This window comes from Phytohabitans sp. LZ39, from assembly GCF_059359075.1.
Genome location: NZ_JCADBM010000001.1, coordinates 409,080 through 431,076, shown reverse-complemented (window position 1 = coordinate 431,076; position 21,997 = coordinate 409,080). Strand labels below are relative to the sequence as shown.

The window sequence follows — 21,997 nt, the reverse complement described above, 5'->3', positions numbered from 1 at the left end:
TGTGGATCTAGCCGACGCGCTAGGCCAGCCGCTCCGCCTGCCAATCGGGCTCAAGGTCAACCAGGTCTTCCGCCCGCAGCTTAGCCATCTCCCGGAAGATCTTTCCGCGCCACTCCAACTGGAGATTGGCCCGCGAGCTGTCCCCGCCGAGCGGACGAATCAGGATCATCGGATCCGCGAGCAGGCCACCGTCGTCGAGCCAGAGCAGCAGGAGGTTGTCGGTATCCAGCCCGGGGATGGCGGACGCCTGTCGCCAGAAGTCCTGCCGTGGCTTGGAGAGGCCGGGCACGGGCACCTCCACGTCGCCCGCACCGCCGCGCTGCGTGTGGAGGACCCGGACCGCGAACCCTTGGTGGTGGATCTGGATCCCGGACATGTTGAGGGCGGCGCTGTCGTCGACCAGCCTGGCGGAGAGGCCAGCCTCCTCCAGGACCGCGCACGCCCGCCGGCGGGCCAGGTGGAGGAAGAGGTGCGGGTCGTCGGAGCGCTTGTACATCCGCTCGGTGTGGTATCGCTGCGCCTCTTCGAGACCCTCTTCCAAGCTCCGGAAGATCGTCGCGAAGGTGGGGTGGAGCGCGCTCAGCGCCCGGCCGTACGAAGCCATGGGCATAAAATGACACACAACTTCACACGTGTCACGGCACTGACATGGCATGTCGGCACATTTTTCAAATCTTTGGTGCAGCCGCGAAATCACATTGGGTGCCCCCGCAATTATCCATGGCAACCTACTTCCAAGCGCCCGCCCGTTTTATCGTCCAAGGCGTCACTATCGCGCGTGGCTAGCCTCAAATTTCGGAGTTTAGCCGTGTCGCCTCTCCGTACGGGAGGCGAACGCCCTCCCGGGAGGAGGTAGGCACCCGTGGTGGTGCAACGCCGCGAGCCGAAGGGCTCGGCCACTGCCCGAACGTCCGACACCAACAGGTGGCGGAAGGTGGGCGAGGCGAGTCTCCTGATCCTCAGGATCCTCGCAGCGGCAATAGCCGTGATTGGGGCACTGTGCTCCTTGACCGGCTGCGGGCCCGCCTGATCGGCGGGCCCGAGCGGAGGACCTCCGCCCGGTGAGCTTGGTGTGCACAGGGCGGGGGTCTTTCTTTATGTCCTGTCGGGACACAAATTCAGGCCCGACCCGACATCAAGAAGTGTCTCACGTAAAGCAGCCTTGGGACATGTGCACCAATACAGCAATCGTTGGAATACCTCAGTTAGCGGCAAACACGGTGGTGTGGTGGTAGTTGCCTGGGCCGACGGCGCGGTCCAGGGTCCGCAGGATGCGGGTGGGGTTGTCGTAGGGGCCTTGCTGAAAATTGGGCTCGCCGTGATAGCCGAAGGTGATCCGGCCGGGTGGTTGCCAGGTGCCGAGGTGCGCGGCGGCTTGCCGGAAGTCGGGGTGTGGTTCGAAGCCGAGACCGCGGGCACTCGGCGGCGCCGAAAACGAGGTCCTGGCGTCCACGCCGGCGATCCTGACGCCGGCCATAGATCAAGTTAAAACGGAACGCCGGGCGGAAGGGGGGTGAAAGCGGAGGGTGTGGGATTCGAACCCACGATGAGTGTCACCACCCATAGCGGTTTTCAAGACCGCCGCCATCGGCCACTAGGCGAACCCTCCTGGACCGCGACGTGCGGCAGTCGACTGCCGCAGCCGTGCCTAGTGTGCCATGGGGCCCAACCTCCGTGGGTGGGACACTGTCGCCGTGCGCGCGATCACCATCACCGAGCCCGGTGGGCCGGATGTGCTTGCCTGGAACGAGGTGCCGGACCCCGTGCCGGGGGCTGGCGAGGTCCTGATCCGCACCGCGGCGTCGGCGGTCAATCGGGCGGATCTGCTCCAGCGCCAAGGGCTTTACAGCCCGCCGGCCGGGGCGTCGCCCTACCCGGGGCTGGAGGCCAGCGGCGTCGACGCGGCCACCGGCGAGCCCGTATGCGCGCTCCTCGGTGGTGGGGGCTACGCCGAGCTCGTCGCGGTGCCGGCAGCGCACACGTTGCCGGTACCAAAAGGGTTGTCGGTCGAAGAGGCGGCCGCGCTGCCTGAGGTGGCCTGCACCGTTTGGTCCAACCTCGGCCACGACCTGCGGGGTAAGACGCTCCTGATCCATGGTGGTGGGAGTGGCATCGGCACGTTCGCGATCCAGTACGGTGTGGCGCTTGGTGCGACGGTGGTCACGACGGCGCGGAAGAGCAAGCATGACCGGCTCACGGAGCTTGGCGCGCACCGCACGATCGACTACACCGACGAGGACTGGGCCGCCGACGTAAGGGCCGACATCATCCTCGACATCATCGGGGCGCGTTACCTCGCGCGAAACGTCGAGGCGCTCGCCACCGGCGGGCGGCTGGCGATCATCGGGATGCAGGGCGGGGCCAAGGCGGAGTTGGACCTGCGGGCGTTGGGCACGAAGCAAGGGTCGATTTCGATGACCTTGCTGCGGGCCCGTGGCCACGACGAAAAGGCCGCCATCGTGCGTGGGGTGCGGGAGCACGTCTGGCCGCTTGTCGAGTCGGGGGCGATCAAGCCGGTGATCTACCGCCGGGTGCCGATGTCGCAGGCCGCGGAGGCGCACCGGATCGTGGAGGCCAGCGACCACCTCGGCAAAGTCCTGCTCACGGTCAGCTAGGCGGCAGCAGCAGGCGTGGGCCTGCGCCTTCCGCCGACAGCTGGTCGTCGGGGTTGTAGAGGCGGCACCGTTGCAGTGACAGGCAGCCGCAGCCGATGCAGCCGGTCAGGTCGTCGCGGAGGCGTTCCAGGAAGGCGATCCGCTCGTTGAGCCGGCCCCGCCAGCTCGCGGACAGCGCGGCCCAGTCGGCCGTCGTGGGGGTACGCGACTCGGGCAAAGAGGCCAGCGCCTCGCGGATTTCCTCCAGCGACACACCGACCTGCTGGGAGATCCGGATGAAGGCCACGCGGCGGAGCTCGGCGCGTTCGTACCGGCGCTGGTTGCCGCCCGTACGCACCGCGCGGATCAGGCCCAGCCGCTCGTAGTACCGCAGCGCGGAGGCTGCCACGCCGGAGCGTCGCGAGAGTTCTCCGATGGTCAACGAGGCGTCGGTCATAGGTCCCTTGAGTTGAAGTGCGCTTTAACTTGCACCCTAGCCATATGACCGCACCGACGACCACGGCCAAGCTGGACGAGCTGCTCAGCAGGCTCACCGGCGACGAGAAACACGGACCCAGCGCGCACTCCACCCTCGACGTGCTGTGGGTCCTCTACGACCGGGTGCTGCGCGTCTCACCCGACCGGCCGGACGACCCGGACCGCGACCGCTTCCTGCTCTCCAAGGGGCATGGGCCGGCTGCCTACTACGCCGTGCTCGCGGCCAAGGGCTTCATCCCCGAGGAGTGGCTCGACGACCTCGCCGGACCGGACAGCCGGCTCGGGCACCACCCGGATCGCCTGCTCGTGCCCGGCGTCGAGATCGGCTCGGGCTCGCTGGGCCACGGCCTCGGTCTGGGCGTGGGCACCGCGTTGGGGCTGCGGGCCCAGGGCCTCACCGAGCCCCGCGTGTACGTGATGACCGGCGACGCCGAGCTCGACGAAGGTTCCAACCACGAGGCGATCGCGTACGCGGGCGCGACCGGCCTCGCCAACCTCACCGCGGTCGTCGTCGACAACCAGTCGTCCACGCACGGGTGGCCGGGTGGGCTGGCGAGCCGCTTCCACGGCTGGAGCTCGTCCACTGTCGACGGTGGCGACCACGACGCGATCGAGGCGGGGTTGCGGGCGCACACCGGCACCGCGCCGCACGTGGTCGTGGCCGTTGTCGAGCAGAAGGGTTAGACCGATGCGAGAGACCTTTGTGGACGCCGCCACCGCGCTGCTGGACGACAACCCGCGTACCGCCGTGGTGCTCGCCGACATCTCGGCCGCCGCGTTCGAGCCGGCCGCCCGCCAGCACCCGGACCGGGTCATCAACGTGGGCATCCGCGAGCAGCTCATGCTCGGCGTCGCCGGCGGCCTGGCGCTGACCGGGCTGCGGCCGATCGTGCACTCGTACGCGCCGTTCGTGGTGGACCGGGCGTACGAGCAGATCAAGCTGGACCTGAACCACCAGGGCGTGGGCGCGGTGCTGGTGAGCATCGGCGCTTCCTACGACGCCTCGGCCGAAGGGCGCACCCACCAGTCCCCCGGCGACGTGGCGCTCTTCGACACGCTGGGCGGCTGGACCGTGCATGTACCCGGTCACGCGGACGAAATCGGACCGCTGCTGACCGCGGCGGCCGCGCACGACGAGCCGGTCTATGTGCGACTGTCCACTCAGCACAATGCGGAGGCACGGCCGGCGACCGGGCTCCAGACACTCCGCCGGGGTGGGCAAGCGGCGGTGGTGGCGGTCGGGCCGATGCTCGACACCGTGCTCGCGGCGGTGGACGGGCTGGACGTGACCGTGGCGTACACGAACACGCCCCGCCCGTTCGACGTCAAGGGCCTGCGGGCGCTGGGGCACAGCGACGTCGTCCTGGTGGAGCCGTACCTGGCCGGTACGTCGAGCGCCGTGGTCTCGGACGCGCTGCGCGACGTGCCGCACCGCCTGCTCAGCCTTGGCGTGGTGCGCACCGACCTGCACCGCTACGGCAGCCCGAAGGACCACGCGCGGTGGCACGGGCTCGACCCGGCCGGTGTGCGGCAGTCGATCAGCGCTTTCGTGGGCTAGTGCGCCGGGCCCGCTCGCGGCCGAGGATGAACAGCGCCTCGACGCCGTCCTTCCAGGTGATCTTCTTGCCTTCCTCACGGCCGCGGGCCCGGTAGCTGATCGGCACCTCGTAGGGCCGGATGCGGCGGCGCAGCAGCTTGCCGGTGACCTCGGCCTCCATCCCGAACCCGCGGGAGTGGACGTCCAAGGACCGGTAGAGCGCGACCGGCATCAGCTTGAAGCAGGTCTCGAGGTCGCCGATGTAGGAGTTGAACAGCACGTTGGCGGCGGTGGTGACGGCCTTGTTGCCCATCACGTACCAGAAGCTGTATGCGCTGTGACTGCCGAATGTGCGGTTGCCGTAGACCACGGTGGCCCGGCCGTCGAGCACGGGGGCGAGAAGCTTGGGGATGTCCTGCGGGTCGTACTCGAGGTCGGCGTCGAGGATCACCATGTACTCGCCCTCGGCATGCTGCACCGCGGTCTTGATCGCGGCACCCTTGCCGGCGTTGCGCTGGTGGGTGATCACCCGCAGCCGGGCGTCGTCGGCCCGCCCGAGCACCTCGGCCGTGCCGTCGCGGCTGCCGTCGTCGACGACCACGAGCTCGATCTCGCACGGGTAGTCGACCGCGAGCGCCTGCTTGAGCGCGTCCGCGACGCGTTCTTCCTCGTTGTAGACCGGCATGAGGATCGAGAGCTTCACGGGGTCTCCACGGGCCGCTGGCTAGAACCCGACCAGCCTAGCTTGACCCGCTTCGCCGCGTGTGGATGGGTACGAAACGGACTCCCCCGCCCGCCCGCGGGGGAGTCCGTCCGGAGCGCTCGCGGCGCAGGTCACGAGCGTGGCACCACGATCAGCCGGGCGACGAACTTTTCTCCGTCCTTGGCCCCGGCGACACCGACCTGTGTCCCGGTCGCGATCTCCTCGGGCTTGACGGTCGACGAGTGCCGCACCACGTGCAGGTCGGCGGCGAAGCTCCAACTCGCCGTGTACCCGTCGGTGGACTTCACGGTGATCGAGGAGTCGCCGATCTCGGTCACCTCGCCGCGCTGCACGGCGACCGTCTTGGTCCCGTCCTTGGTCTGCACGACCACCTCGCCGTGCAGGACGTTCTTCCGGAGCAGGACCCGCGCCTTGCGACGCTCCTTTCGATCCGGCGCGGCGGACGGAGACGCGGAAGGCGACGGGTCGAGCCCCATCGCCGCCAGCGCCTGGCCCTCCGCGCCCATCGCCGCGGCGACCTCGACCGCGGCTCCGCCGGCCGGCCCCACCGGGCCGCCACCGCATCCCACCAGCCCCATCGCCAGCACTCCGCTGGCCACCACAAGTCCGAGACGTTTCATGTGGAACAGCGTCCGCCGGGCTGGCGAGGGCACCGTCAAGGCTGTGTTCGGGGTTCGTAAGGAGGCAGCAGCACGGTGAAGCGGGCACCGCCCTCGGGTGCGTGACCGGCCTCGATCGTGCCGCCCAGCCGACGTACGAGACCGGCGGCGAGCGCCAGGCCGAGGCCGCTGCCGACCTTGCGCACGCCCTCGTAACGCTGCCGCAGCGCGCCGCGCTCGAAGGCCACGGCGAGGTCGTCGTCGGTGAGCCCCGGGCCGCCGTCGCGCACCTCCAGCACCACGCCGCGCGGGGTGGGCCCGGCCGCGAGCACGAGTGGCGCGCCCGCGGGCAGGACGCGCAGCGCGTTTTCCAGCAGTCCGTCGACCACCTGCCGGATCCGCCCCGGATCGGTGAAGACGGGCACCTCGGGCGCGGGCAGCTCCACCCACAGCACCACGCCGGCGGCGGCGCAGCGACCGCCCCAGGCCTCGGCGGCGTCCCGGACCAGCGCCGCCAGGTCGATCCGCATCGGCGCGAGGGGAAAGTCGGCCGCCTCCAGCCGGGCCAGCGCGAGCAGGTCGCTGACCAGCCGGTCGAGGTGCTCGGCCTCGGCGAGCATGGTCTGGCCGGCCCGCTGGGCGCCCTCTTCGGCGACGACACCGTCGGCGAGCGCCTCGGCGTACCCGCGGATCGCGGTCAGCGGTGTGCGCAGCTCGTGCGAGACGGACAGCAGGAACTCGCGCTGCCGCCCCTCGCTCGTTGCGAGGGCGGCGGCCAGGTCGTTGAGGGCGTACGCCAGGTCGGCGGCCTCCTGCGGCGGCTCCACCGGCACCCGCACCCGCCGGTCGCCGGCACGCAGGCGGGCGGCGGCCGTGGCCGCGTTGCGGATCGGGCGCACCATGCGGCGGGCGATCAGCACACCGGCGCCGACGCCGGCGGCAAGGCCCGCGAGCAGGGGCAGCCAGATGACGCCCAGCACCTGCCGCCACAGCCCTCTGGGCCGGGGCGAGGTCAGCACGACGCCGTTGCCACCGGGCAGTGCTCGGCCGACCACAATGGACGGACGGAGGCGGCTGACGTCCTGTCCGGCGGCGATCTGCGCCACCACCTGCGGCGGCAGCCCCGGCCGGTCCGGCTGGCCGGCCCGGATCAGGTAGGCGTCGATCTCCTCGGTGCGCAGCTGCCGGATCAGCCGTTCCTCGTCGCCGGTGCGGCCGCTGTTGAGGCGTGGACGCAGGAGCTTGGCAGCGACCTGCGCCTGCTGGTCGAGCGAGTCGCGCGCCTGCCGCTCGACGCCCCGTACCGCGATGGGCACCGCGATCAGGGCGGTAACCAGCACCGACACCACGGCCACCGCGCACGCGGCCAGCACCGCGCGGGCGGTGAGGGTACGCCCGAGGGGGCGGCGCCGCACGATCGGCAACAGCTGAGTCAGCTCGGGGCGGTCAGGCATCGACCGCGTACCCGACGCCGCGGTGGGTGCGCAGCACGGCCGCGCCGGCGCCGAGCTTGGCCCGTACCTGCGCCACGTGCACGTCGACCGTGCGGGTGCCCGTGTGCGCCGCGTATCCCCAGACGCTGGCCAGCAACTCCTCGCGGGTGAACACCCGGCCGGGCCGGCCCATCAGGTGTGCCAGCAGGTCGAACTCGGTGGAGGTCAGCTGCACCGGCGCGCCGTCCACGCTGACCGACCGGCGGCCCGGGTCGAGCGTGACCGGTCCCACGGTGTGTGGCCGTCCCTCCGGCGCGCCGGCCGTGCGGCGCAGCACCGCCCGCACCCGGGCGACGAGCTCGCGCGGGCTGAACGGCTTGGTCACGTAGTCGTCGGCGCCGAGCTCCAGCCCCACGATCCGGTCGACCTCGTCGTCGCGGGCGGTGAGGAAGATGACCGGCGTCCAGTCGCCGCCCGCACGCAGCTGGCGGCACACCTCGGTGCCGGAGAGGCCGGGCAGCGCGATGTCGAGCACGCAGACCACCGGCCGCATCCGCCGCGCGGCCGCGAGCCCGGCCGTGCCCTCGTGCTCGACGTGCACACCGAAGCCGTCCCGGGCCAGGTACATCCTGACCAGGTCCGCGATGGCCCGCTCGTCTTCCACGACGAGCACCAGGCCCTTCGACTCCACGGCACTCATCATGTCCGAACGCCGCGCGCCTGGGCAGCACGGGATTGTTCGAGGAACGTTTGGGTTTGGGGCGCCCCGCACGGGGAGCGGGACGCCCCAACCAGCGAACCTTTTTCAACCTCCCCTTGCGGTAAGACCGGAGCGCGAGCGCCGCGCGGTCCAGGTTGAAAAGGTTCGTCAGGCGGCAGCCGGCACGTGCAGCGCTTCTGGCGCTGTTACACGAGGTGCCTGCTGGGCGCGCTCGGCCACCAGACGGGGACGGAAGGCGTGGCTGAGTAGCGCGTCCAGGTGCCAGACCTGCTTTGGATGACCGGTCTTGATCCAGAACCGCTCGCGGATGCCGTCCACGGCCGTCGCGGCGAGCTCGACCGCGGCGAGGCGCGGGTCCGGGTTCCAGGTGACGTTGCTGAGGTGCCGAAGCTCGGTGTTGAGGTGCAGGCGGAGGCGGTGCAGCACGCGGGTCTCCTGGGTCACCACCAGGCGGCGGTACGTCAGCAGGAGCAGGAACTCGCCTTGCATCGGCCGATCCGGGCGGAGGCAGCGGGTGACCAGGACCGTCGCGTCGTCGGCTTCCACGCACCGCCGAAAGACGGGCATGTGGCGGCTCACGGTGGAGATGGCCACGCCGGCCTCGGCGGCGGCGGGCAAGAACGTTCGGGAGAACACGTCCATGCCGCGTTTAACGAGGTGCTAACGGGATGTGTCGCGGGTCAGACGCTATAGAAGTTCCAGGATCGTGGCGTTGGCCATGCCGCCGCCCTCGCACATCGTCTGTAGCCCGTACCGGATGCCGTTGTGCCGCATGTGCTGGAGCATCGTGGTCATGATGCGGGCGCCGGACCCGCCGAGCGGGTGGCCGAGCGCGATCGCGCCGCCGCGCGGGTTGAGCCGCTCGGGGTCCGCCTCCGTCTCCGCCAGCCAGGCCAGCGGCACCGGGGCGAACGCCTCGTTCACCTCGTACACGCCGATCTCCTCGATGCCCAGCCCCGCGCGGCGCAGCGCCTTCGCGGTGGCCGGGATCGGCGCGGTGAGCATGATGACCGGATCGTCGGCGGCGACCACGGCGGTGTGGATGCGTGCGAGCGCCCGCAGGCCGTGCTCGCGCGCCCAGTCGCTGCTCGTGACGGCGAGCGCGGCGGCGCCGTCGGAGATCTGTGACGCGGAGCCGGCGGTGACCACGCCGTCCGGCTTGAACGGGGTGGCCAGCTCGCCCAGCTTCGCCAGGGAGGTGTCGCGGCGGATGCCTTCGTCGGCGTCGATCGGCCCGACCGGCGCGATCTCCTCCTTGAACGCGCCCGCGTCCTGAGCCGCGGCCGCCTTCTGGTGGCTGGCCAGCGAGTACTCGTCGAGCCGCGCCCGCGTGAAGCCCCACCGCTCGGCCATCATCTCGGCGCCGACGCCCTGGCTGAAGCCCGCGTCGCCGTACCGCTCGCGCACGCCGTCGCCGAACGGCCACTGCCCGGCCGCGCTGGAGCCCATCGGCACCCGCGTCATCGACTCGACACCACCGGCCACGACGAGGTCGGCCTGCCCGGAGAGCACCGTCGCGGCCGCGAAGTGCACGGCCTGCTGGCTGGAGCCGCACTGGCGGTCGAGCGTGGTGCCGGGCACCGACTCAGGCCAGCCGGCGCCGAGGACCGCGTTGCGGCCGGTGTTCCACGACTGCTCGCCGACCTGCGAGACACAGCCCCAGACCACGTCGTCGACGTACGCCGGGTCGAGGCCGGTGCGCTCGGCCAGGGCGCGCAGCACGTGCGCTGACAGGTCGACCGGATGGACCTCGGAAAGGCCGCCCTTGCGCCGCCCGACCGGTGTGCGTACCGCGCCGACGATGACCGCGTCCCTCATGCTCACCGAGATTACCCTTCAGTAGCCCCGGCTCCGAGTGGCCCCGGGCGGCACGGACCAGAATTGGCGCATGGACGCCCTTACCTGGCGGGTGCCCCGCAAGGTGCCCGCCGTGAAATTCACCGCCGTCGCCGCGCTCGTGGCGCTCGGCCTGCTCTTCGCGGACGGCGACGAGGTCCGCCTCGTGCTCGCCGCCATCGTGGCCGCCGGGCTCGCCCTGTGGGCGGCGCGCGACCTGCTCGCGCCGGTGCGGCTCGCCGCCGATCCCTCGGGAATCACGCTGGTCGCGGGCTACGCCGGCCGCCGCCACCTGGCCTGGTCGCAGATCGAGCGGGTACGGGTGGACACCCGACCCCGGCTCGGCATCCGCACGGAGACGCTGGAGATCGACGCGGGCGACTCGCTGCACCTGTTCAGCGAGTACGACCTGGGTGCGGCGCCGTCGGAGGTCGCCGCGGCACTCGCGCCGCTTGCGAGCGGGTCGCCGCCCGCAGACCCCACAAAGCGGCGGGAGCGAAGCGACCAAAGCGACTGGGGTCTACAGGGCGGCACAAAAGACGCGTGAGCCGCCCGCGCGGAGCGCGGACCGGAATTTACGTGAGGGCGACCGTCTGTAGCAGCGTCAGGGCGACGAGCACAACGAGCACCGCCGCGCTGCCACCTGCCTGCACGAGGGTGCGGTGGGCCCGCGGCGCGTACGCCAGGATGGCGCCGACGATGGCTCCGACGATCATGCCGCCCAAGTGACCGGCGATCGAGATGCCGGACACGCTGAAGGTCAGCACGAGGTTGACCACCAGGATGCCGATGATCGCGGAGGTGTCACGGCCGAGCTTGCGCAGGATGATGAAGAACGCGGCGAAGAGCCCGAAGATCGCGGTAGACGCGCCGGCGGCGAGGCTGTTCGGGCTGATCAGGTAGCTGGCGACGTTGCCGCCCAGCCCCGCGAGCAGGTAGAGCCCGAGGAAGCGGAGCGGCCCGAGCACCGCCTCGAGGTTTCGGCCCAGCACCCACAGCGCCCACATGTTCAGCCCCAGGTGCAGCAGGCCGTAGTGGATGAACATGGCGGTGATCAGCCGGTAGTAGGCGCCGTCCGCGACACCCGGGTACACGTCGCCGAAGTTGGGGAAGTCGCCCGGAACCACCCGGCCCTGCTCGGTGACGGTCACCGCGTGCGCGATCACGCCACCGATGCCCTGGATCGGCCCGGCGTTGGAGAAGAGGCCGCCCTCGAAGAGCGAGCTCAGGCCACCCAGCGCGACCCCGAGCAGGGTCGCGAGGATGTTGAGGCCAAGCAGCACCTTGGTGACGTAACCCTCGCGGCCGGCGGCACTGCCACCGAAGGCGGTGCGCGCCGGCCGCTGGGTGCGTCGACCCTCGGCCACACACTCCGGGCACTGGTGCCCGACGGAGGCCGCTCGCATGCAGTCCGGACAGATCGGCCGATCACACCGGACACACCGGACATAAGTCTCTCGTGACGGGTGGCGGTAACAGACCGGCACGGTCACGGGCGACTCACTCATGCACGCTAAGGTACCTGTCAGCCCTCGATCTCGACGCGCTCGATCACCACGTCGCTGATCGGGCGGTCGCCGGGCGCGGTCGGGGTGGTCGCGATCGAGTCGACGACCTTGGCCGAAGCCTCGTCGGCGACCTGGCCGAAGATCGTGTGCTTGCGGTTGAGGTGCGGGGTCGCGCTCACCGTGATGAAGAACTGCGAGCCGTTCGTGCCCTGGTTGTTGTAGCCCGGCCCGGCGTTCGCCATGGCCAGCAGGTACGGGCGGTCGAAGCTGAGCTCGGGGTGGATCTCGTCCGCGAACGTGTAGCCCGGACCGCCGCGGCCGGTGGCGGTCGGGTCGCCCAGCTGGATCATGAAGCCGCTGATCACGCGGTGCGAGAGCGTGCCGTCGTAGTACGGCCCGGAGCCCGGCTGTCCCGTCCGCGGGTCGGTGTAGGCCTTGGTGCCCTTGGCAAGCCCCACGAAGTTCTCGACCGTCTTCGGCGCGTGGTTGGGGAAAAGCTCCAACCGGATAGGGCCGTGGTTGGTGTGCAGGGTGGCGTAGAGAGCGTCAGCCACGGGTACTCCTCAGTTGTTGGTCAGTTCCATGCGGATCCTCCCATGTGCCCGTTCCGGCACTGCGAAGGCATCCGAAGAGGCAGGATGACGGAGTAGCGGGTCTCCCCGTCGTGCTGTTACACGTGTCGCGCGCCGCGATACGGGGAACAGGACGTAAACGGAGCGAGGAGGTGGGTATCGGTGCTCGGAATGGCGCGGCGCAAGACGCGAAGCCAGCTGGTAAAGGCTGAGCTGGGCGAGAGTTTCGATCACTTCATGCAAGCCGCCACACATGCCGCTGGCGGAGTTGGAGCGACGATGGGTCCGAAGGCTGCTGACGGCGTACATCGGGTCAAGGAAGGCGCGTCCCACGGGTGGGAGTCCACCATGGCGGCGTTCGCGCCGCTGGCCGCCGCGGCCGCGGAGGGCGCCCGTGAGGCCGGCCGCACTACCAAGCGGGCCGGGCGCAAGGCGCGCCGGGCCGGCGCTACGAAGATGCGGGCGGTCTCGCCCAAGAAGGAGTCGCGGATGTCCCGCAACCGCTGGCCGATGCTGGCCGGGCTGCTGGCCGCCGGCGCCGCAGTCGGCGCCGCGGGTGCCCTGGTCATGCGCCGTCGCAAGCAGCAGCAGTGGCAGGAGTACGACCCCAGCCACGCGATGGAGCCGGTCGCGGCGAACGCCGACGAGAAGATGGACGGCACCACCGACCCCACGATGAACGGGTCGGTCGACTCCGCCACGCTGGACGGCGTGGTCGACTCGACCAAGGGCCGTCACTGACGACTGTGGGCCCGCCGGTTCGCCGGCGGGCCTACAGCCAGCCGTTCTTGCGGAAGAAGCGGTAGAGCCCGAGCGAGATGGTCAGCATCACGGCGAGCACCACCGGATAGCCGTACGTCCAGCCGAGTTCCGGCATGTGCGTGAAGTTCATGCCGTAGATGCCGGCGAACGCGGTCCACACCGCGGCGATGGCGGCCCATGCGGCGATCTTGCGCATGTCGTTGTTTTGATCCACCGTCACCTGCGCCAACCGCGCCTGGAGCACCGAGTTGAGCAGGTCGTCGTAGGAGTTGATCTGCTCGACGGTGCGGGTGAGGTGGTCCTGCACGTCCCGGAAGTAGCGCCGGATCTCCTTCGGTACTTCCCGGTTGACCTGCGCGGTCAGCGTGATCAAGGGGCGCTGTAGCGGCACCACCGCGCGCTTGAACTCCACCAGCTCCCGCTTCATCTGGTAAATGCTCTGGATCCGGCCGTGCGAGTTGCGGTCGAAGACCTGCGCCTCCAGCGCGTCGAGCTCGACCTCGACCTGGTCGGCCACCTCCACGTACAGGTCGACCACCCGGTCGGTCACCGCGTACGCCACCGACCACGGCCCTTGCAGCAGCAGGTCCTGCTTGCCCTCCAGGTCGACGCGGACGGGCGAGAGCCGGCAGGCGTCGCCGTGGCGCACCGTGATCACGAAGGCCGGCCCGATGAACAGCATCACCTGGCCGGTCTCCACGACCTCGGCCGTCTCGGTGACCTCGCCCTTGCCGACGTAGCGGGCGGTGCGCAGCACCAGCGAGCTCACCTCGCCGAACTGCTCCAGTTTGGGCCGCTGCTCCGCCTTGACCGCGTCTTCGACGGCGAGCTCGTGCAGCCCGTACGTCTCGGCGATGTCGGCCATCTCGGCGGCGCCCGGCTCGTGCAGGCCGAGCCAGACGAAGGCGTGCCGCTGCCGCTCCCGGCGGGCCGCGGCCAGCGCCTCGGCGTAGTGCCACTCGCCAGGCTGGCGCTCGCCATCGACGTAGAGCGCGCAGTCGACGACCGCGCTGCGCGTGGAGGGGGGCGAGTGGTCCCGACGGGCGGCGCCGTCGGTGGGGCTCAGCATCCGGGTCATCGCCCGCCGGACGGGTGCGGCCCAGGTGCGGGCCAGCGGCCGCCCCAACCCGTCCGCACGCTGGGCACCCTCATCCGCCATGGACCCATCTTCCTATGCATCACGAATCCCGCCCGTCTCAGATCAGGGCGTTCCTGATCACGGGAAGAGCGCGTGCGGCTCTGTGGCTGAGGCGCCGGGCGGACCGGCCGCGTCGGGGGGTGGGGGTGGCGAGCGGCCCACCCGGCGCCGATGGGGGGCGGGGGGTTTTGCTTATGGGGTCAACCGCATAACAGCTTTCCCTGGGCGCCGTTGGCCGCGTCGCGGGGTCGTGACGCGACCAACAGCGCTGGAAGACCCAGCTTGCTCGCAGCATTGTGATCCGTTAGCCGGCCCGAGGGGAACCCTGAGCTGGCAGCGATGACACATTGTCGGAAATCCGACAGAAGATCGCGGGGCCCCCGTAGAAACGCCCCGCTTCGCCTCGCGTTTTCGTGGGGTGCGTCTATCGACGGACGGTTTGGACGGCGGCGGCCAGGCGGCGCACGCCTTCCTCGATCTGGTCGACGGTCACCGCGGAGAACGCGAGGCGCAGCGCGTGCTCCCCGCCCTCCAGCAGGAAGTCGCTGCCCTTGACCACAGCGACGCCCCGCTCGGCGGCCGCCGTGAAGACGTCGTCGGCGAGCACGTCGTCGGGAAGCTCGATCCAGAGGAAGTAGCCGCCGTCCGGCTCGGTGAAGCGCACGCCCGGGATGTGCTCGCGCAGCGCGGCCGCCAGGACCGTGGCCCGCTCGCCCAGCGCGGCCTTGACCGTCTCGATCGAGCGGTCGATGTCGCCGGACGCGCAGAACTGGTGGACGATCGCCTGCGCCACCATGCCGGGCGAGATGTAGAGGTTGGTGGCCCGCTTGGCGATGTCGCCGATCAGCGGCGCCGGCCCTACGAGGTAGCCGACCCGCACGCCCGGGCAGACGGTCTTGGTGAAGCTGGAGGCGTGCACGACGACGCCGGTCTCGTCGAGCGAGAGCATCGAGGGCTGCGCCTCGCCGCGGAAGCGGATGTCGACGTACGGGTCGTCCTCGAAGATCGTGAAGCCGTACTCGGCGGCGAGGTCGAGCAGCGCCTCGCGCTTGGCCATCGAGAGCGTGACGCCAGCCGGGTTCTGGTAGTTCGGGATGATGTGCGCCAGCTTGGGGCGTACCCCGGACTCCAGCAGCTTGCGCAGCTCGTCGGTGTCGATGCCGTCGGGCTGGAGGGTGACCGCGTGGATCTCGCCGCCCCTGTTGCGCAGGTTGAGCAGCGTGCGGTCGTAGGTCGGGCGCTCCACCACCACGGCGTCGCCGGGACCGACGAGGTAGTCGAACAGGAACGCGTCGGCCTGGAGCGAGCCGTTGGTGACCAGCACCTGGTTGACGGAGACGCCGTGCTTGTCGGCGATCCACTTGCGAAGGGGCGGGTAGCCGACGGACGTGCCGTACGCCGTGATCCCGCCGGGATCGGCGTCGAACGCGCGGACGGCGGCGGCCTTGAGGCCCTCGACATCGACGATGTCCAGCGATGGCGCGCCACGGGCGAAGGAGATCAGCTGCTCGGCGGTCATGGTTGCACAGCGTACGTACCGAAGTTGATCATCACGACCCAGATACACGGAAGTGTGCGGGGTCAGACCTTGGCGCTCGTATGCTGCTGGGCCCAGACCCGCATGATGTCGCGCACCGAAATGATGCCCAGCACGTCACTCTCTTCCATGACGACGAGGTGGCGGAAGCCGCCGCGGGCCATCGCCACGGCCGCGTCCTCGAGGGTCCAGTCAGGGCTGGCGTAGACCACGTCCCAGGTGAGGTGGGCGGACGTGTGCTCCACGTCCGGGTCGAGGCCCCGGCCGATGGCGTTGAGAACGTCACGCTCGGTCATGATGCCGACCCCTTCGGAGTCGGGGTCGATCACGATGGCCGAGCCGATACGGCGGGTGGCCATCATCTGGGCGGCCTGTCGCAGCGTGTGCTCGGGGCCGACGACGAGAACCTGGCTGGACATGGCATCGCGAACGCGCATCGCACATCACCCCTCAAGGCACCGTACGGACATGGTCGCCCGAACGGAGACAGAACTACAAGACTTGCGTTCTATCGGGACGGGAGTCAGGTGGATAGATTCAGATTGTGTCCACAGAGCCCCTACGCTGCGCCGGCGCCTTGATCGTCGACGACGACGGGCGCATTTTCATCCAGCGCCGGTCACCCGATCGGCGCCTGTTTCCCAATACCTGGGACATCGTCGGCGGCCATCTGGAGCAGGGCGAGAGCCTGGAGGACGCGCTGCGGCGAGAGGTCGAGGAGGAGACCGGCTGGACCGTCTCGGTCGTCCTCGGCACCGTCGGTGAATACGCGTACACGGGCGATGACGGCATCAACCGAGTGGAGACCGACTTCCTCGTGCGGGTCGACGGCGACCTGCGCCGCCCGCGGTTGGAGGAAGGCAAGCACACGGAGTGGCGATGGATCACGGAGAGTGAGGTGACGGTGCTCGACGAGCACCGCGACGTCAACGACGGGCTCATCCGGCGTATCGCCGACGACGGTTTCGCCGCACTGCACCTGCTCGGCCTCTGATCGACCGACGATTCCGGCTACCGTTTGTCGCATGCCTGAGCTGCCCGAGGTGGAGGCGCTCGCCGCGTACCTTCGCGAGCGGGCCGCCGGACGGCGTGTAGACCGGCTCGAGGTCGCCGCGTTGAGCGCCCTGAAGACGTACGACCCGCCGCCGTCCGCCGCCGCCGGCCAAGAGATCACCGGCGCCGGCCGGCACGGCAAGTTCCTCGACGTACACATCGGCGGCGACCTGCACCTCGTCGTGCACCTGGCGCGGGCCGGCTGGTTGCACTATCGCGAGTCGTTCAACAGCCCCGCGCCACTCAAGCCCGGCAAGGGGCCGATCGCGCTCCGGATGCGGCTCGACGACGGCTCCGGGTTCGACCTCACCGAGGCGGGCACCAAGAAGAGCCTCGCCGCGTACCTGGTGAAAGACCTGGCGCTGGTGCCCGGCGTGGCGCGCCTCGGGCCGGACGCGCTCGCCGCCGACCTGGAGACGTTCGCCGCGCGCATCCGCAGCCGCAAGGGGCAGATCAAGGGCGTGCTGACCTCGCAGGAGGTGCTCGCCGGCGTGGGCAACGCGTACTCCGACGAGATCCTGCACGCCGCCAAGCTCTCCCCGTTCGCGATCACCACCCGGCTCACCGACGAGCAGATGGCCCAGCTGCACGCGGCGGTACACGAGATCCTGACCGACGCGGTGACCCGCTCGGTCGGGCAGCGCGCCGCCGAGCTCAAGGGCGAAAAGCGCTCGGGGCTCCGGGTGCACGCCCGCACGGGGCTGCCCTGCCCGGTGTGCGGCGACACGGTCCGGGAGGTGTCGTTCGCCGACTCCAGCCTCCAGTACTGCCCGACGTGCCAGACCGGCGGAAAGCCACTCGCCGATCGCAGACTGTCACGGCTCGTGCGCTAGGCGATATGGCCGTGACCTACCGTTTTGCAAACCGGAGCCAACGGGCACATGCCCGGTGGGCAACGCTCGGTATAGTGGCCCGGTCCATGGTCCCATTCGATCACGGTGGGGCGTATTGTCTCTGCGGTCACCGATCCGCCGCGGTGACCATGGGAGACTGATGCGGTGGTCAGTCCCGAGCCTGACGGCACATGGGCGGCACGTGCAAAGCGGGAGGACGTAGGTGAGGTGACGACAAGCCTCCAACGCCCGGTAGCCAACACAGGCCGGAGCAGGACTGTGCGCCACGTCGACAGCTTCGAGATTCAGGCGCCGACGCCGCCATCGCACAACGGTGTGCCGCGCTCGGCGTGGGCCCGCGCCCGCAGGCGCGCGTCCCGCTGGCACCGCCCGTACACGGCGGTGCTGCTTTTGCTCGACTATGGGGCGGCCGCACTGGCCAGCCTTATCTCCATCAGCGCGTACGACCAGGCCGTCTCCGGCTTCCAGGATGCCGACGAGGCGTGGTTCAAGACCGTGGCGTACGTGCTGCTGCCACTCGGTTGGCTCATCATGCTCTGGGCCAACGGCGCCTACGACCGCCGCTACCTCGGCCTCGGCACCGATGAGTTCAAACGAGTGGTGCGCGCGTCGGTGACGGTCATGGCGAGCGTGTCCTTCCTCGCGTTCGCCACCAAGACCGACCTCTCCCGACTCACCGTGGCCACCGCGCTCGTCGGCGCGACGCTGCTCATCCTGATCGCTCGTTACTTCGCCCGGTTCGTCCTCCACCAGGTGCGCAAGCGCGCCGGCCAGGCCGGCCACCGCATGCTGCTCATCGGCACACTGCCGGAGACGCTGGAGGTCTACACCGCGGTCACCCGCAGCCCGTCCGCCGGCCTGGTGCCGGTCGCCATCCACATCACCGACGGATACGCGGCCGCGCGCGGCATCGAGACGCCGGTGCCGGTGCACTCCGGGCGCGACGTGCTGACGCTGGTCCGCGAGGTCGGCGCCGACACGATCGCCGTGTGCGGCTCGGCCAGCGCCGAGCCGGGCGAGCTGCGCCGCCTGGCCTGGCAGCTCGAGGGCACCGGCATCGACCTCGTTGTGGCGCCACAGCTCACCGACATCGCCGGCCCGCGGGTACACATCCGGCCGATCGAGGGCCTGCCGCTGCTGCACGTGGAAGAGCCCACGCTCTCCGGCATCGGCTGGCTGGCCAAAAACCTGCTCGACCGCGTCGCGGCCGGCCTGGGGTTGCTGGTGCTGATCCCGGTGTTCCTGGCGATCGCGCTCGCCATCAAGCTGTCCGACCGCGGCCCGGTGTTCTTCCGGCAGCCGCGCGTGGGTCACGAGGGCCGGACGTTCCGGGTCTGGAAGTTCCGGACCATGTACGTCGACGCCGAAGATCGCCTCGCCTCGCTGGTCGACCAGAACGAGACCGACGGCATGCTCTTCAAGATCAAGGATGACCCGCGCGTCTTCCCGGTCGGGCGCTTCCTGCGGGCCAGCTCTCTCGACGAGCTGCCCCAGCTGATCAACGTGCTCTGGGGCGAGATGTCCCTCGTCGGTCCCCGACCGCTCCCCGCCGACGACGGCGACTTCCTCGGCGACGTGCGGCGGCGGCTGCTGGTCCGCCCCGGCATCACCGGCCTGTGGCAGGTGTCCGGCCGCTCCGACCTGTCGTGGGACGAGGCCGTGCGCCTCGACCTCTACTACGTGGACAACTGGTCGCTCGCATATGACCTGAGCATCCTCTGGCGCACCGTAGGGGTCGTCCTCGCCCGAAAGGGCGCTTACTAAAGGCAGATTTCCCGGGTCCGCGTCAGTCGCGGACCGCTGCTCCCGCCGGAGACCGCGGAGGCCGGCGGCTCGCGGAGCGAGCCGAGATCCCCGGCCTCCGCTGCCATGTCCGCGGTGCAAGCCCATACCGCGTGACCAACAGCGGACGGGGGGAGGCCCGCGGGAAGCACCCCGTGCCACGGTCTCGACCACGACGGCCATCGCGGTAGCTCGAATCTTCTTGGGTTACCGCGAGGTGCCATGATCTGCCCATGGGTGCGAACGTCTCCGCGGCGCTCGCCGTTCTCGCGCTGGTCAGCGCGCTGGTGGCGGCGGTCTGGGCCGTTGCCCGGCTGCGCGCCCGCCGCGGCATCGCGACCGCGACGCAGCGAGCCACGTACGACGTGCTGCACACCGCCGGCCTGGCCGCCGATCCGCTGCGCACCGGGCTCAGCCAGGCGAGCGCGGCGAAGGCGATCCGGCACCTGCGCGCGCTGGTCGGCGCGCCCGGGCTCGCGATCGTCGACGACGAGGCCGTTTTGGCGCTCGACGGCCGCGGCACCCACCACTCCGCTCAGCTCGTCGCCGCGTCCCGGAAGGCACTCGCCGCCGGCCGCTCCACCGTGCTCGGGCTCGGCGAGCTGCCCTGTGACCGGGTCGACTGCCCGGTGCGCGGCGCGGTGGTGGCGCCGATGTCCGGCCCCGACGGCTCGGCACCGGGCGCGCTCGTGGCGGTCGCCGACGACCAGCCGGCGCCCGGGCTCGTGCAGGCGACGCTCGAGACCGCCCGCTGGGCCGGTGCTCAGCTCGCGCTCGCCGAGCTGGATTCCTCGCGGGAAATGCTCGCCCGCGCCGAGGTACGCGCCCTCCGCGCCCAGATCAGCCCGCACTTCGTCTACAACGCGCTGTCCGCCATCGCCTCCTTTGTCCGTACCGACCCGGAGCGGGCGCGCGAGCTGATCCTGGAGTTCGCCGAGTTCACCCGGTACTCCTTCCGCTCGCACGGCGACTTCACCACGCTCGCCGAGGAGCTGCGCTCCATCGACCGGTACCTCACGATCGAGCGGGCCCGCTTTGGCGACCGCCTCCAGGTGCGGTTGCAGATCGCGCCCGAGGTGCTGCCGGTCGGCCTGCCGTTCCTCTGCCTACAGCCGCTGGTGGAGAACGCCGTGCGGCACGGCCTGTCCCGTAAGCCGGGCGTGGGTATGGTGAGCATCGAGGCCCGCGACGCCGGGGCCGAGTGCCACATCACCGTCGAAGACGACGGCGTGGGCATGGACCCGGCAGTGCTGGTCGCCGGCGTCGCCGAGGCCGCCGACAGTCACGAATCGGGCCACGTTGGACTGTCCAACGTGGACGAGCGACTCCGCTCCGTCTTCGGCGACCAGTTCGGTCTGGTGGTGGAAACCGGGCTCGGGGCGGGTACGAAAGTGAGCATGCGAGTGCCGAAGTTTCATCCCGCGGTCCGGACGAGCCCGTGAACGCCTTCCTGCGCGTGCTGGCCGTCGACGACGAGCCGCCGGCCCTCGACGAGCTGGCCTACCTGCTGCGCACCGACCCGCGCGTCGGCCGCCTCCACACCGCCTCCGACGCGACCGAGGCGCTGCGCGTCCTGCGCGACACCGACGTCGACGTCGTCTTCCTCGACATCCGCATGCCCGGCCTCGACGGCATGGAGCTGGCCCGCGTGCTGCGCCGCTTTGCCCGGCCGCCGGCGATCGTGTTCGTGACCGCCTACGACGACGCGGCCGTCGACGCCTTCGACCTGGGCGTAACCGACTACGTACGCAAGCCGGTGCAGCCGGAACGGATCGGCGAGTCGCTGCGCCGGGTGGTCAGCTCACGCGTGGTGCCGGCCGGCCCGACCGCCGCGCCACGCGCCGATGAAGACCCGACGATCCCGGTCGAGCTCGCCGGCACCACCCGCATGCTGCCCCGCTCGGCGGTGCGGTGGGTCGAGGCACAGGGCGACTACGCCCGCCTGCACACGGCCGACGGATCACACCTCGTGCGCGTGCCGCTGGCCACGCTGGCCGAGCGCTGGGCAGACGCCGGGTTTGTCCGGATCCACCGCTCGTATCTGGTGCAGCTACGGCTCATCGCCGAGCTCCGGCTGACCGGCTCCGGCTACGTCGTGGTCGTCGACGAGACCGAGCTGCCGGTCTCTCGCCGCCACACCCGCGAGCTGAAGGACAAGCTGGTACGCGCCGCCAAGCAGGACTGGAACCGCTAGAAGATCTCCGCCAGGTCGAAGGCGAGCGGAAACGGCGTGTCGGTGCGCCACACCTGCCCCGGCTCGACGACAGCGGCATCCCGGTAGGTGCCGTCGTCGGCCAGCTCGAGCACGGTCAGGGTCTGCTTCTTCGGATCGACGATCCAGTAGAGGGGAATGCCGGCGATCGCGTACTCGTCGCGCTTTACCACCAGGTCATAGCGAGCGTTGCTAGGTGATAGCACCTCCACCACAACAAGCACCTCGGCGGGATGCAAGGCGTCGCCGTCTTCCGCCAGTGCCGTCTCCGGGACCACCAGCAGGGCAGGGATGAAGTAGGACGCGACATTGTCACTGACGCCCAACCCGGCACCGACCATGAGGCCGCCGGGCGCCTGCCGAAGCAGAAGCCGATGAAGGCGGCTGACGACAAGGCCATGAGGCATGTATCCGCGCGGCGTTACCAAAAGGCTGCCGCAATAGATCTCGTACCGGTTGGTGTCGTCGTCGGGTAACGCCTTGAGATCGACGATGGACCACGGCGTTCCGGGTTCGTGCCTCATCAAAGGGCTGGTGGTCATTCTGTCCCCAAGCGTCATCCACAGGCCAAACAGCATTATCCACAGGTCAGGTTTTCCACAGGTCCCGTGCAACAGTGGTTCGTCCTGCCACGTCC

At 70.3% G+C, this 21,997-nt stretch carries 25 protein-coding genes and 1 tRNA gene; 10 read left to right on the top strand and 16 right to left on the bottom strand.

The features are described from left to right. Window positions 1-19: 19 nt before the first annotated feature. The 3 genes from AC5L36_RS02005 to AC5L36_RS01995 all read right to left on the bottom strand — a co-directional run bounded on the left by AC5L36_RS02005 (window position 20) and on the right by AC5L36_RS01995 (window position 1,609). Entirely contained in the window at window positions 20-604 is a 585-nt protein-coding gene (locus AC5L36_RS02005) for a hypothetical protein (RefSeq protein ID WP_441215911.1), read from the bottom strand. 597 nt (window positions 605-1,201) lie between these two features. Further along, the gene (locus AC5L36_RS02000; RefSeq protein WP_441215912.1) at window positions 1,202-1,453 is read right to left on the bottom strand and encodes a hypothetical protein; all 252 of its coding nucleotides are present in this window, start codon (window positions 1,451-1,453) and stop codon (window positions 1,202-1,204) included. Between the two features lie 67 nt (window positions 1,454-1,520). Then, a tRNA-Ser gene (locus tag AC5L36_RS01995) sits at window positions 1,521-1,609 on the bottom strand. An 85-nt stretch (window positions 1,610-1,694) separates the two neighbouring features. Here AC5L36_RS01995 and AC5L36_RS01990 point away from each other — a divergent pair. Further along, entirely contained in the window at window positions 1,695-2,615 is a 921-nt protein-coding gene (locus tag AC5L36_RS01990; protein ID WP_441215913.1) for an NAD(P)H-quinone oxidoreductase, read from the top strand. Here the strand turns inward: AC5L36_RS01990 and soxR are convergent. Beyond that, window positions 2,608-3,051 carry a redox-sensitive transcriptional activator SoxR gene (gene soxR / locus AC5L36_RS01985; protein WP_441215914.1) on the bottom strand — a complete coding sequence of 148 codons (444 nt, stop codon included), beginning with the start codon at window positions 3,049-3,051 and terminating at the stop codon, window positions 2,608-2,610. The genes AC5L36_RS01990 and soxR overlap by 8 nt on opposite strands. Window positions 3,052-3,095: 44 nt before the next feature. Between soxR and AC5L36_RS01980 the strand changes: the two genes are divergently transcribed. Further along, entirely contained in the window at window positions 3,096-3,776 is a 681-nt protein-coding gene (locus AC5L36_RS01980; RefSeq protein WP_441215915.1) for a thiamine pyrophosphate-binding protein, read from the top strand. A 4-nt stretch (window positions 3,777-3,780) separates the two neighbouring features. Beyond that, a complete protein-coding gene (locus AC5L36_RS01975) occupies window positions 3,781-4,650 on the top strand; it encodes a transketolase family protein (protein WP_441215916.1) in 870 nt (289 codons plus the stop codon). Here AC5L36_RS01975 and AC5L36_RS01970 read toward each other — a convergent pair. The 6 genes from AC5L36_RS01970 to AC5L36_RS01945 all read right to left on the bottom strand — a co-directional run bounded on the left by AC5L36_RS01970 (window position 4,631) and on the right by AC5L36_RS01945 (window position 9,924). Beyond that, entirely contained in the window at window positions 4,631-5,332 is a 702-nt protein-coding gene (locus AC5L36_RS01970) for a glycosyltransferase family 2 protein (protein WP_441215917.1), read from the bottom strand. The two genes, AC5L36_RS01975 and AC5L36_RS01970, sit on opposite strands and share 20 nt — an antisense overlap. 131 nt (window positions 5,333-5,463) lie before the next feature. Beyond that, the gene (locus AC5L36_RS01965) at window positions 5,464-5,973 is read right to left on the bottom strand and encodes a hypothetical protein (protein WP_441215918.1); all 510 of its coding nucleotides are present in this window, start codon (window positions 5,971-5,973) and stop codon (window positions 5,464-5,466) included. A gap of 35 nt (window positions 5,974-6,008) precedes the next feature. Continuing rightward, window positions 6,009-7,406 (bottom strand): sensor histidine kinase, encoded by a 1,398-nt coding sequence (locus AC5L36_RS01960; RefSeq protein ID WP_441215919.1) that lies wholly within the window; start codon window positions 7,404-7,406, stop codon window positions 6,009-6,011. Beyond that, window positions 7,399-8,085: a response regulator gene (locus AC5L36_RS01955; protein ID WP_494907408.1), complete on the bottom strand. Its 687-nt coding sequence runs from the start codon at window positions 8,083-8,085 to the stop codon at window positions 7,399-7,401. The genes AC5L36_RS01960 and AC5L36_RS01955 overlap by 8 nt, the downstream gene beginning before the upstream one ends. A gap of 168 nt (window positions 8,086-8,253) precedes the next feature. After that, window positions 8,254-8,748 (bottom strand): hypothetical protein, encoded by a 495-nt coding sequence (locus AC5L36_RS01950; RefSeq protein ID WP_441215921.1) that lies wholly within the window; start codon window positions 8,746-8,748, stop codon window positions 8,254-8,256. A gap of 45 nt (window positions 8,749-8,793) precedes the next feature. Beyond that, complete coding sequence (locus AC5L36_RS01945) at window positions 8,794-9,924, bottom strand: thiolase family protein (protein ID WP_441215922.1); 1,131 nt, start codon at window positions 9,922-9,924, stop codon at window positions 8,794-8,796. Between the two features lie 70 nt (window positions 9,925-9,994). Between AC5L36_RS01945 and AC5L36_RS01940 the strand changes: the two genes are divergently transcribed. Continuing rightward, window positions 9,995-10,489: a PH domain-containing protein gene (locus tag AC5L36_RS01940; protein ID WP_441215923.1), complete on the top strand. Its 495-nt coding sequence runs from the start codon at window positions 9,995-9,997 to the stop codon at window positions 10,487-10,489. Between the two features lie 28 nt (window positions 10,490-10,517). Here the strand turns inward: AC5L36_RS01940 and AC5L36_RS01935 are convergent, their stop codons facing one another. Next, complete coding sequence (locus AC5L36_RS01935; RefSeq protein ID WP_441215924.1) at window positions 10,518-11,450, bottom strand: rhomboid family intramembrane serine protease; 933 nt, start codon at window positions 11,448-11,450, stop codon at window positions 10,518-10,520. Window positions 11,451-11,467: 17 nt separating this feature from the next. Further along, window positions 11,468-12,004, bottom strand: a complete 537-nt coding sequence (locus AC5L36_RS01930) for a peptidylprolyl isomerase (protein WP_441215925.1) — start codon at window positions 12,002-12,004, stop codon at window positions 11,468-11,470. 297 nt (window positions 12,005-12,301) lie between these two features. On the opposite strand from AC5L36_RS01930, the gene AC5L36_RS01925 reads away from it, so the two are divergent. Next, window positions 12,302-12,763, top strand: coding sequence for a hypothetical protein (locus tag AC5L36_RS01925; protein ID WP_441215926.1), 462 nt, complete (start codon window positions 12,302-12,304; stop codon window positions 12,761-12,763). Window positions 12,764-12,794: 31 nt separating this feature from the next. Here the strand turns inward: AC5L36_RS01925 and corA are convergent, their stop codons facing one another. From corA to AC5L36_RS01910, 3 genes are all read right to left on the bottom strand, one after another. Further along, window positions 12,795-13,943 (bottom strand): magnesium/cobalt transporter CorA, encoded by a 1,149-nt coding sequence (gene corA, locus AC5L36_RS01920; protein ID WP_441215927.1) that lies wholly within the window; start codon window positions 13,941-13,943, stop codon window positions 12,795-12,797. A 403-nt stretch (window positions 13,944-14,346) separates the two neighbouring features. Continuing rightward, window positions 14,347-15,441, bottom strand: a complete 1,095-nt coding sequence (locus tag AC5L36_RS01915) for an aminotransferase-like domain-containing protein (protein WP_441215928.1) — start codon at window positions 15,439-15,441, stop codon at window positions 14,347-14,349. 62 nt (window positions 15,442-15,503) lie between these two features. After that, window positions 15,504-15,896: a CBS domain-containing protein gene (locus AC5L36_RS01910; protein WP_441215929.1), complete on the bottom strand. Its 393-nt coding sequence runs from the start codon at window positions 15,894-15,896 to the stop codon at window positions 15,504-15,506. Window positions 15,897-16,003: 107 nt separating this feature from the next. On the opposite strand from AC5L36_RS01910, the gene AC5L36_RS01905 reads away from it, so the two are divergent. From AC5L36_RS01905 to AC5L36_RS01885, 5 genes are all read left to right on the top strand, one after another. After that, entirely contained in the window at window positions 16,004-16,453 is a 450-nt protein-coding gene (locus tag AC5L36_RS01905) for an NUDIX hydrolase (RefSeq protein WP_441215930.1), read from the top strand. A gap of 31 nt (window positions 16,454-16,484) precedes the next feature. Then, window positions 16,485-17,345, top strand: a complete 861-nt coding sequence (locus tag AC5L36_RS01900; protein ID WP_441215931.1) for an Fpg/Nei family DNA glycosylase — start codon at window positions 16,485-16,487, stop codon at window positions 17,343-17,345. A gap of 279 nt (window positions 17,346-17,624) precedes the next feature. Beyond that, window positions 17,625-19,130, top strand: coding sequence for a sugar transferase (locus AC5L36_RS01895; protein ID WP_441215932.1), 1,506 nt, complete (start codon window positions 17,625-17,627; stop codon window positions 19,128-19,130). Between the two features lie 251 nt (window positions 19,131-19,381). Further along, window positions 19,382-20,590: a histidine kinase gene (locus AC5L36_RS01890; protein WP_441215933.1), complete on the top strand. Its 1,209-nt coding sequence runs from the start codon at window positions 19,382-19,384 to the stop codon at window positions 20,588-20,590. Further along, window positions 20,587-21,342: a LytR/AlgR family response regulator transcription factor gene (locus AC5L36_RS01885; protein WP_441215934.1), complete on the top strand. Its 756-nt coding sequence runs from the start codon at window positions 20,587-20,589 to the stop codon at window positions 21,340-21,342. The genes AC5L36_RS01890 and AC5L36_RS01885 overlap by 4 nt, the downstream gene beginning before the upstream one ends. Here the strand turns inward: AC5L36_RS01885 and AC5L36_RS01880 are convergent. Next, entirely contained in the window at window positions 21,339-21,938 is a 600-nt protein-coding gene (locus AC5L36_RS01880) for a Uma2 family endonuclease (RefSeq protein WP_441215935.1), read from the bottom strand. The genes AC5L36_RS01885 and AC5L36_RS01880 overlap by 4 nt on opposite strands. Window positions 21,939-21,997: the final 59 nt, after the last annotated feature.

Excerpts from the sequence above, each read along its gene's own strand:
- AC5L36_RS02005 (WP_441215911.1), bottom strand. The coding sequence starts at position 604 with ATGGCTTCGTACGGCCGGGCGCTGAGCGCGCTCCACCCCACCTTCGCG.
- soxR (WP_441215914.1), bottom strand. The coding sequence starts at position 3,051 with ATGACCGACGCCTCGTTGACCATCGGAGAACTCTCGCGACGCTCCGGC.
- AC5L36_RS01980 (WP_441215915.1), top strand. The coding sequence starts at position 3,096 with ATGACCGCACCGACGACCACGGCCAAGCTGGACGAGCTGCTCAGCAGG.
- AC5L36_RS01975 (WP_441215916.1), top strand. The coding sequence starts at position 3,781 with ATGCGAGAGACCTTTGTGGACGCCGCCACCGCGCTGCTGGACGACAAC.
- AC5L36_RS01965 (WP_441215918.1), bottom strand. The coding sequence starts at position 5,973 with ATGAAACGTCTCGGACTTGTGGTGGCCAGCGGAGTGCTGGCGATGGGG.
- AC5L36_RS01960 (WP_441215919.1), bottom strand. The coding sequence starts at position 7,406 with ATGCCTGACCGCCCCGAGCTGACTCAGCTGTTGCCGATCGTGCGGCGC.
- AC5L36_RS01955 (WP_494907408.1), bottom strand. The coding sequence starts at position 8,085 with ATGAGTGCCGTGGAGTCGAAGGGCCTGGTGCTCGTCGTGGAAGACGAG.
- AC5L36_RS01950 (WP_441215921.1), bottom strand. The coding sequence starts at position 8,748 with ATGGACGTGTTCTCCCGAACGTTCTTGCCCGCCGCCGCCGAGGCCGGC.
- AC5L36_RS01945 (WP_441215922.1), bottom strand. The coding sequence starts at position 9,924 with ATGAGGGACGCGGTCATCGTCGGCGCGGTACGCACACCGGTCGGGCGG.
- AC5L36_RS01940 (WP_441215923.1), top strand. The coding sequence starts at position 9,995 with ATGGACGCCCTTACCTGGCGGGTGCCCCGCAAGGTGCCCGCCGTGAAA.
- AC5L36_RS01935 (WP_441215924.1), bottom strand. The coding sequence starts at position 11,450 with ATGAGTGAGTCGCCCGTGACCGTGCCGGTCTGTTACCGCCACCCGTCA.
- AC5L36_RS01925 (WP_441215926.1), top strand. The coding sequence starts at position 12,302 with ATGGGTCCGAAGGCTGCTGACGGCGTACATCGGGTCAAGGAAGGCGCG.
- corA (WP_441215927.1), bottom strand. The coding sequence starts at position 13,943 with ATGGCGGATGAGGGTGCCCAGCGTGCGGACGGGTTGGGGCGGCCGCTG.
- AC5L36_RS01915 (WP_441215928.1), bottom strand. The coding sequence starts at position 15,441 with ATGACCGCCGAGCAGCTGATCTCCTTCGCCCGTGGCGCGCCATCGCTG.
- AC5L36_RS01910 (WP_441215929.1), bottom strand. The coding sequence starts at position 15,896 with ATGCGCGTTCGCGATGCCATGTCCAGCCAGGTTCTCGTCGTCGGCCCC.
- AC5L36_RS01900 (WP_441215931.1), top strand. The coding sequence starts at position 16,485 with ATGCCTGAGCTGCCCGAGGTGGAGGCGCTCGCCGCGTACCTTCGCGAG.
- AC5L36_RS01890 (WP_441215933.1), top strand. The coding sequence starts at position 19,382 with ATGGGTGCGAACGTCTCCGCGGCGCTCGCCGTTCTCGCGCTGGTCAGC.
- AC5L36_RS01880 (WP_441215935.1), bottom strand. The coding sequence starts at position 21,938 with ATGCTGTTTGGCCTGTGGATGACGCTTGGGGACAGAATGACCACCAGC.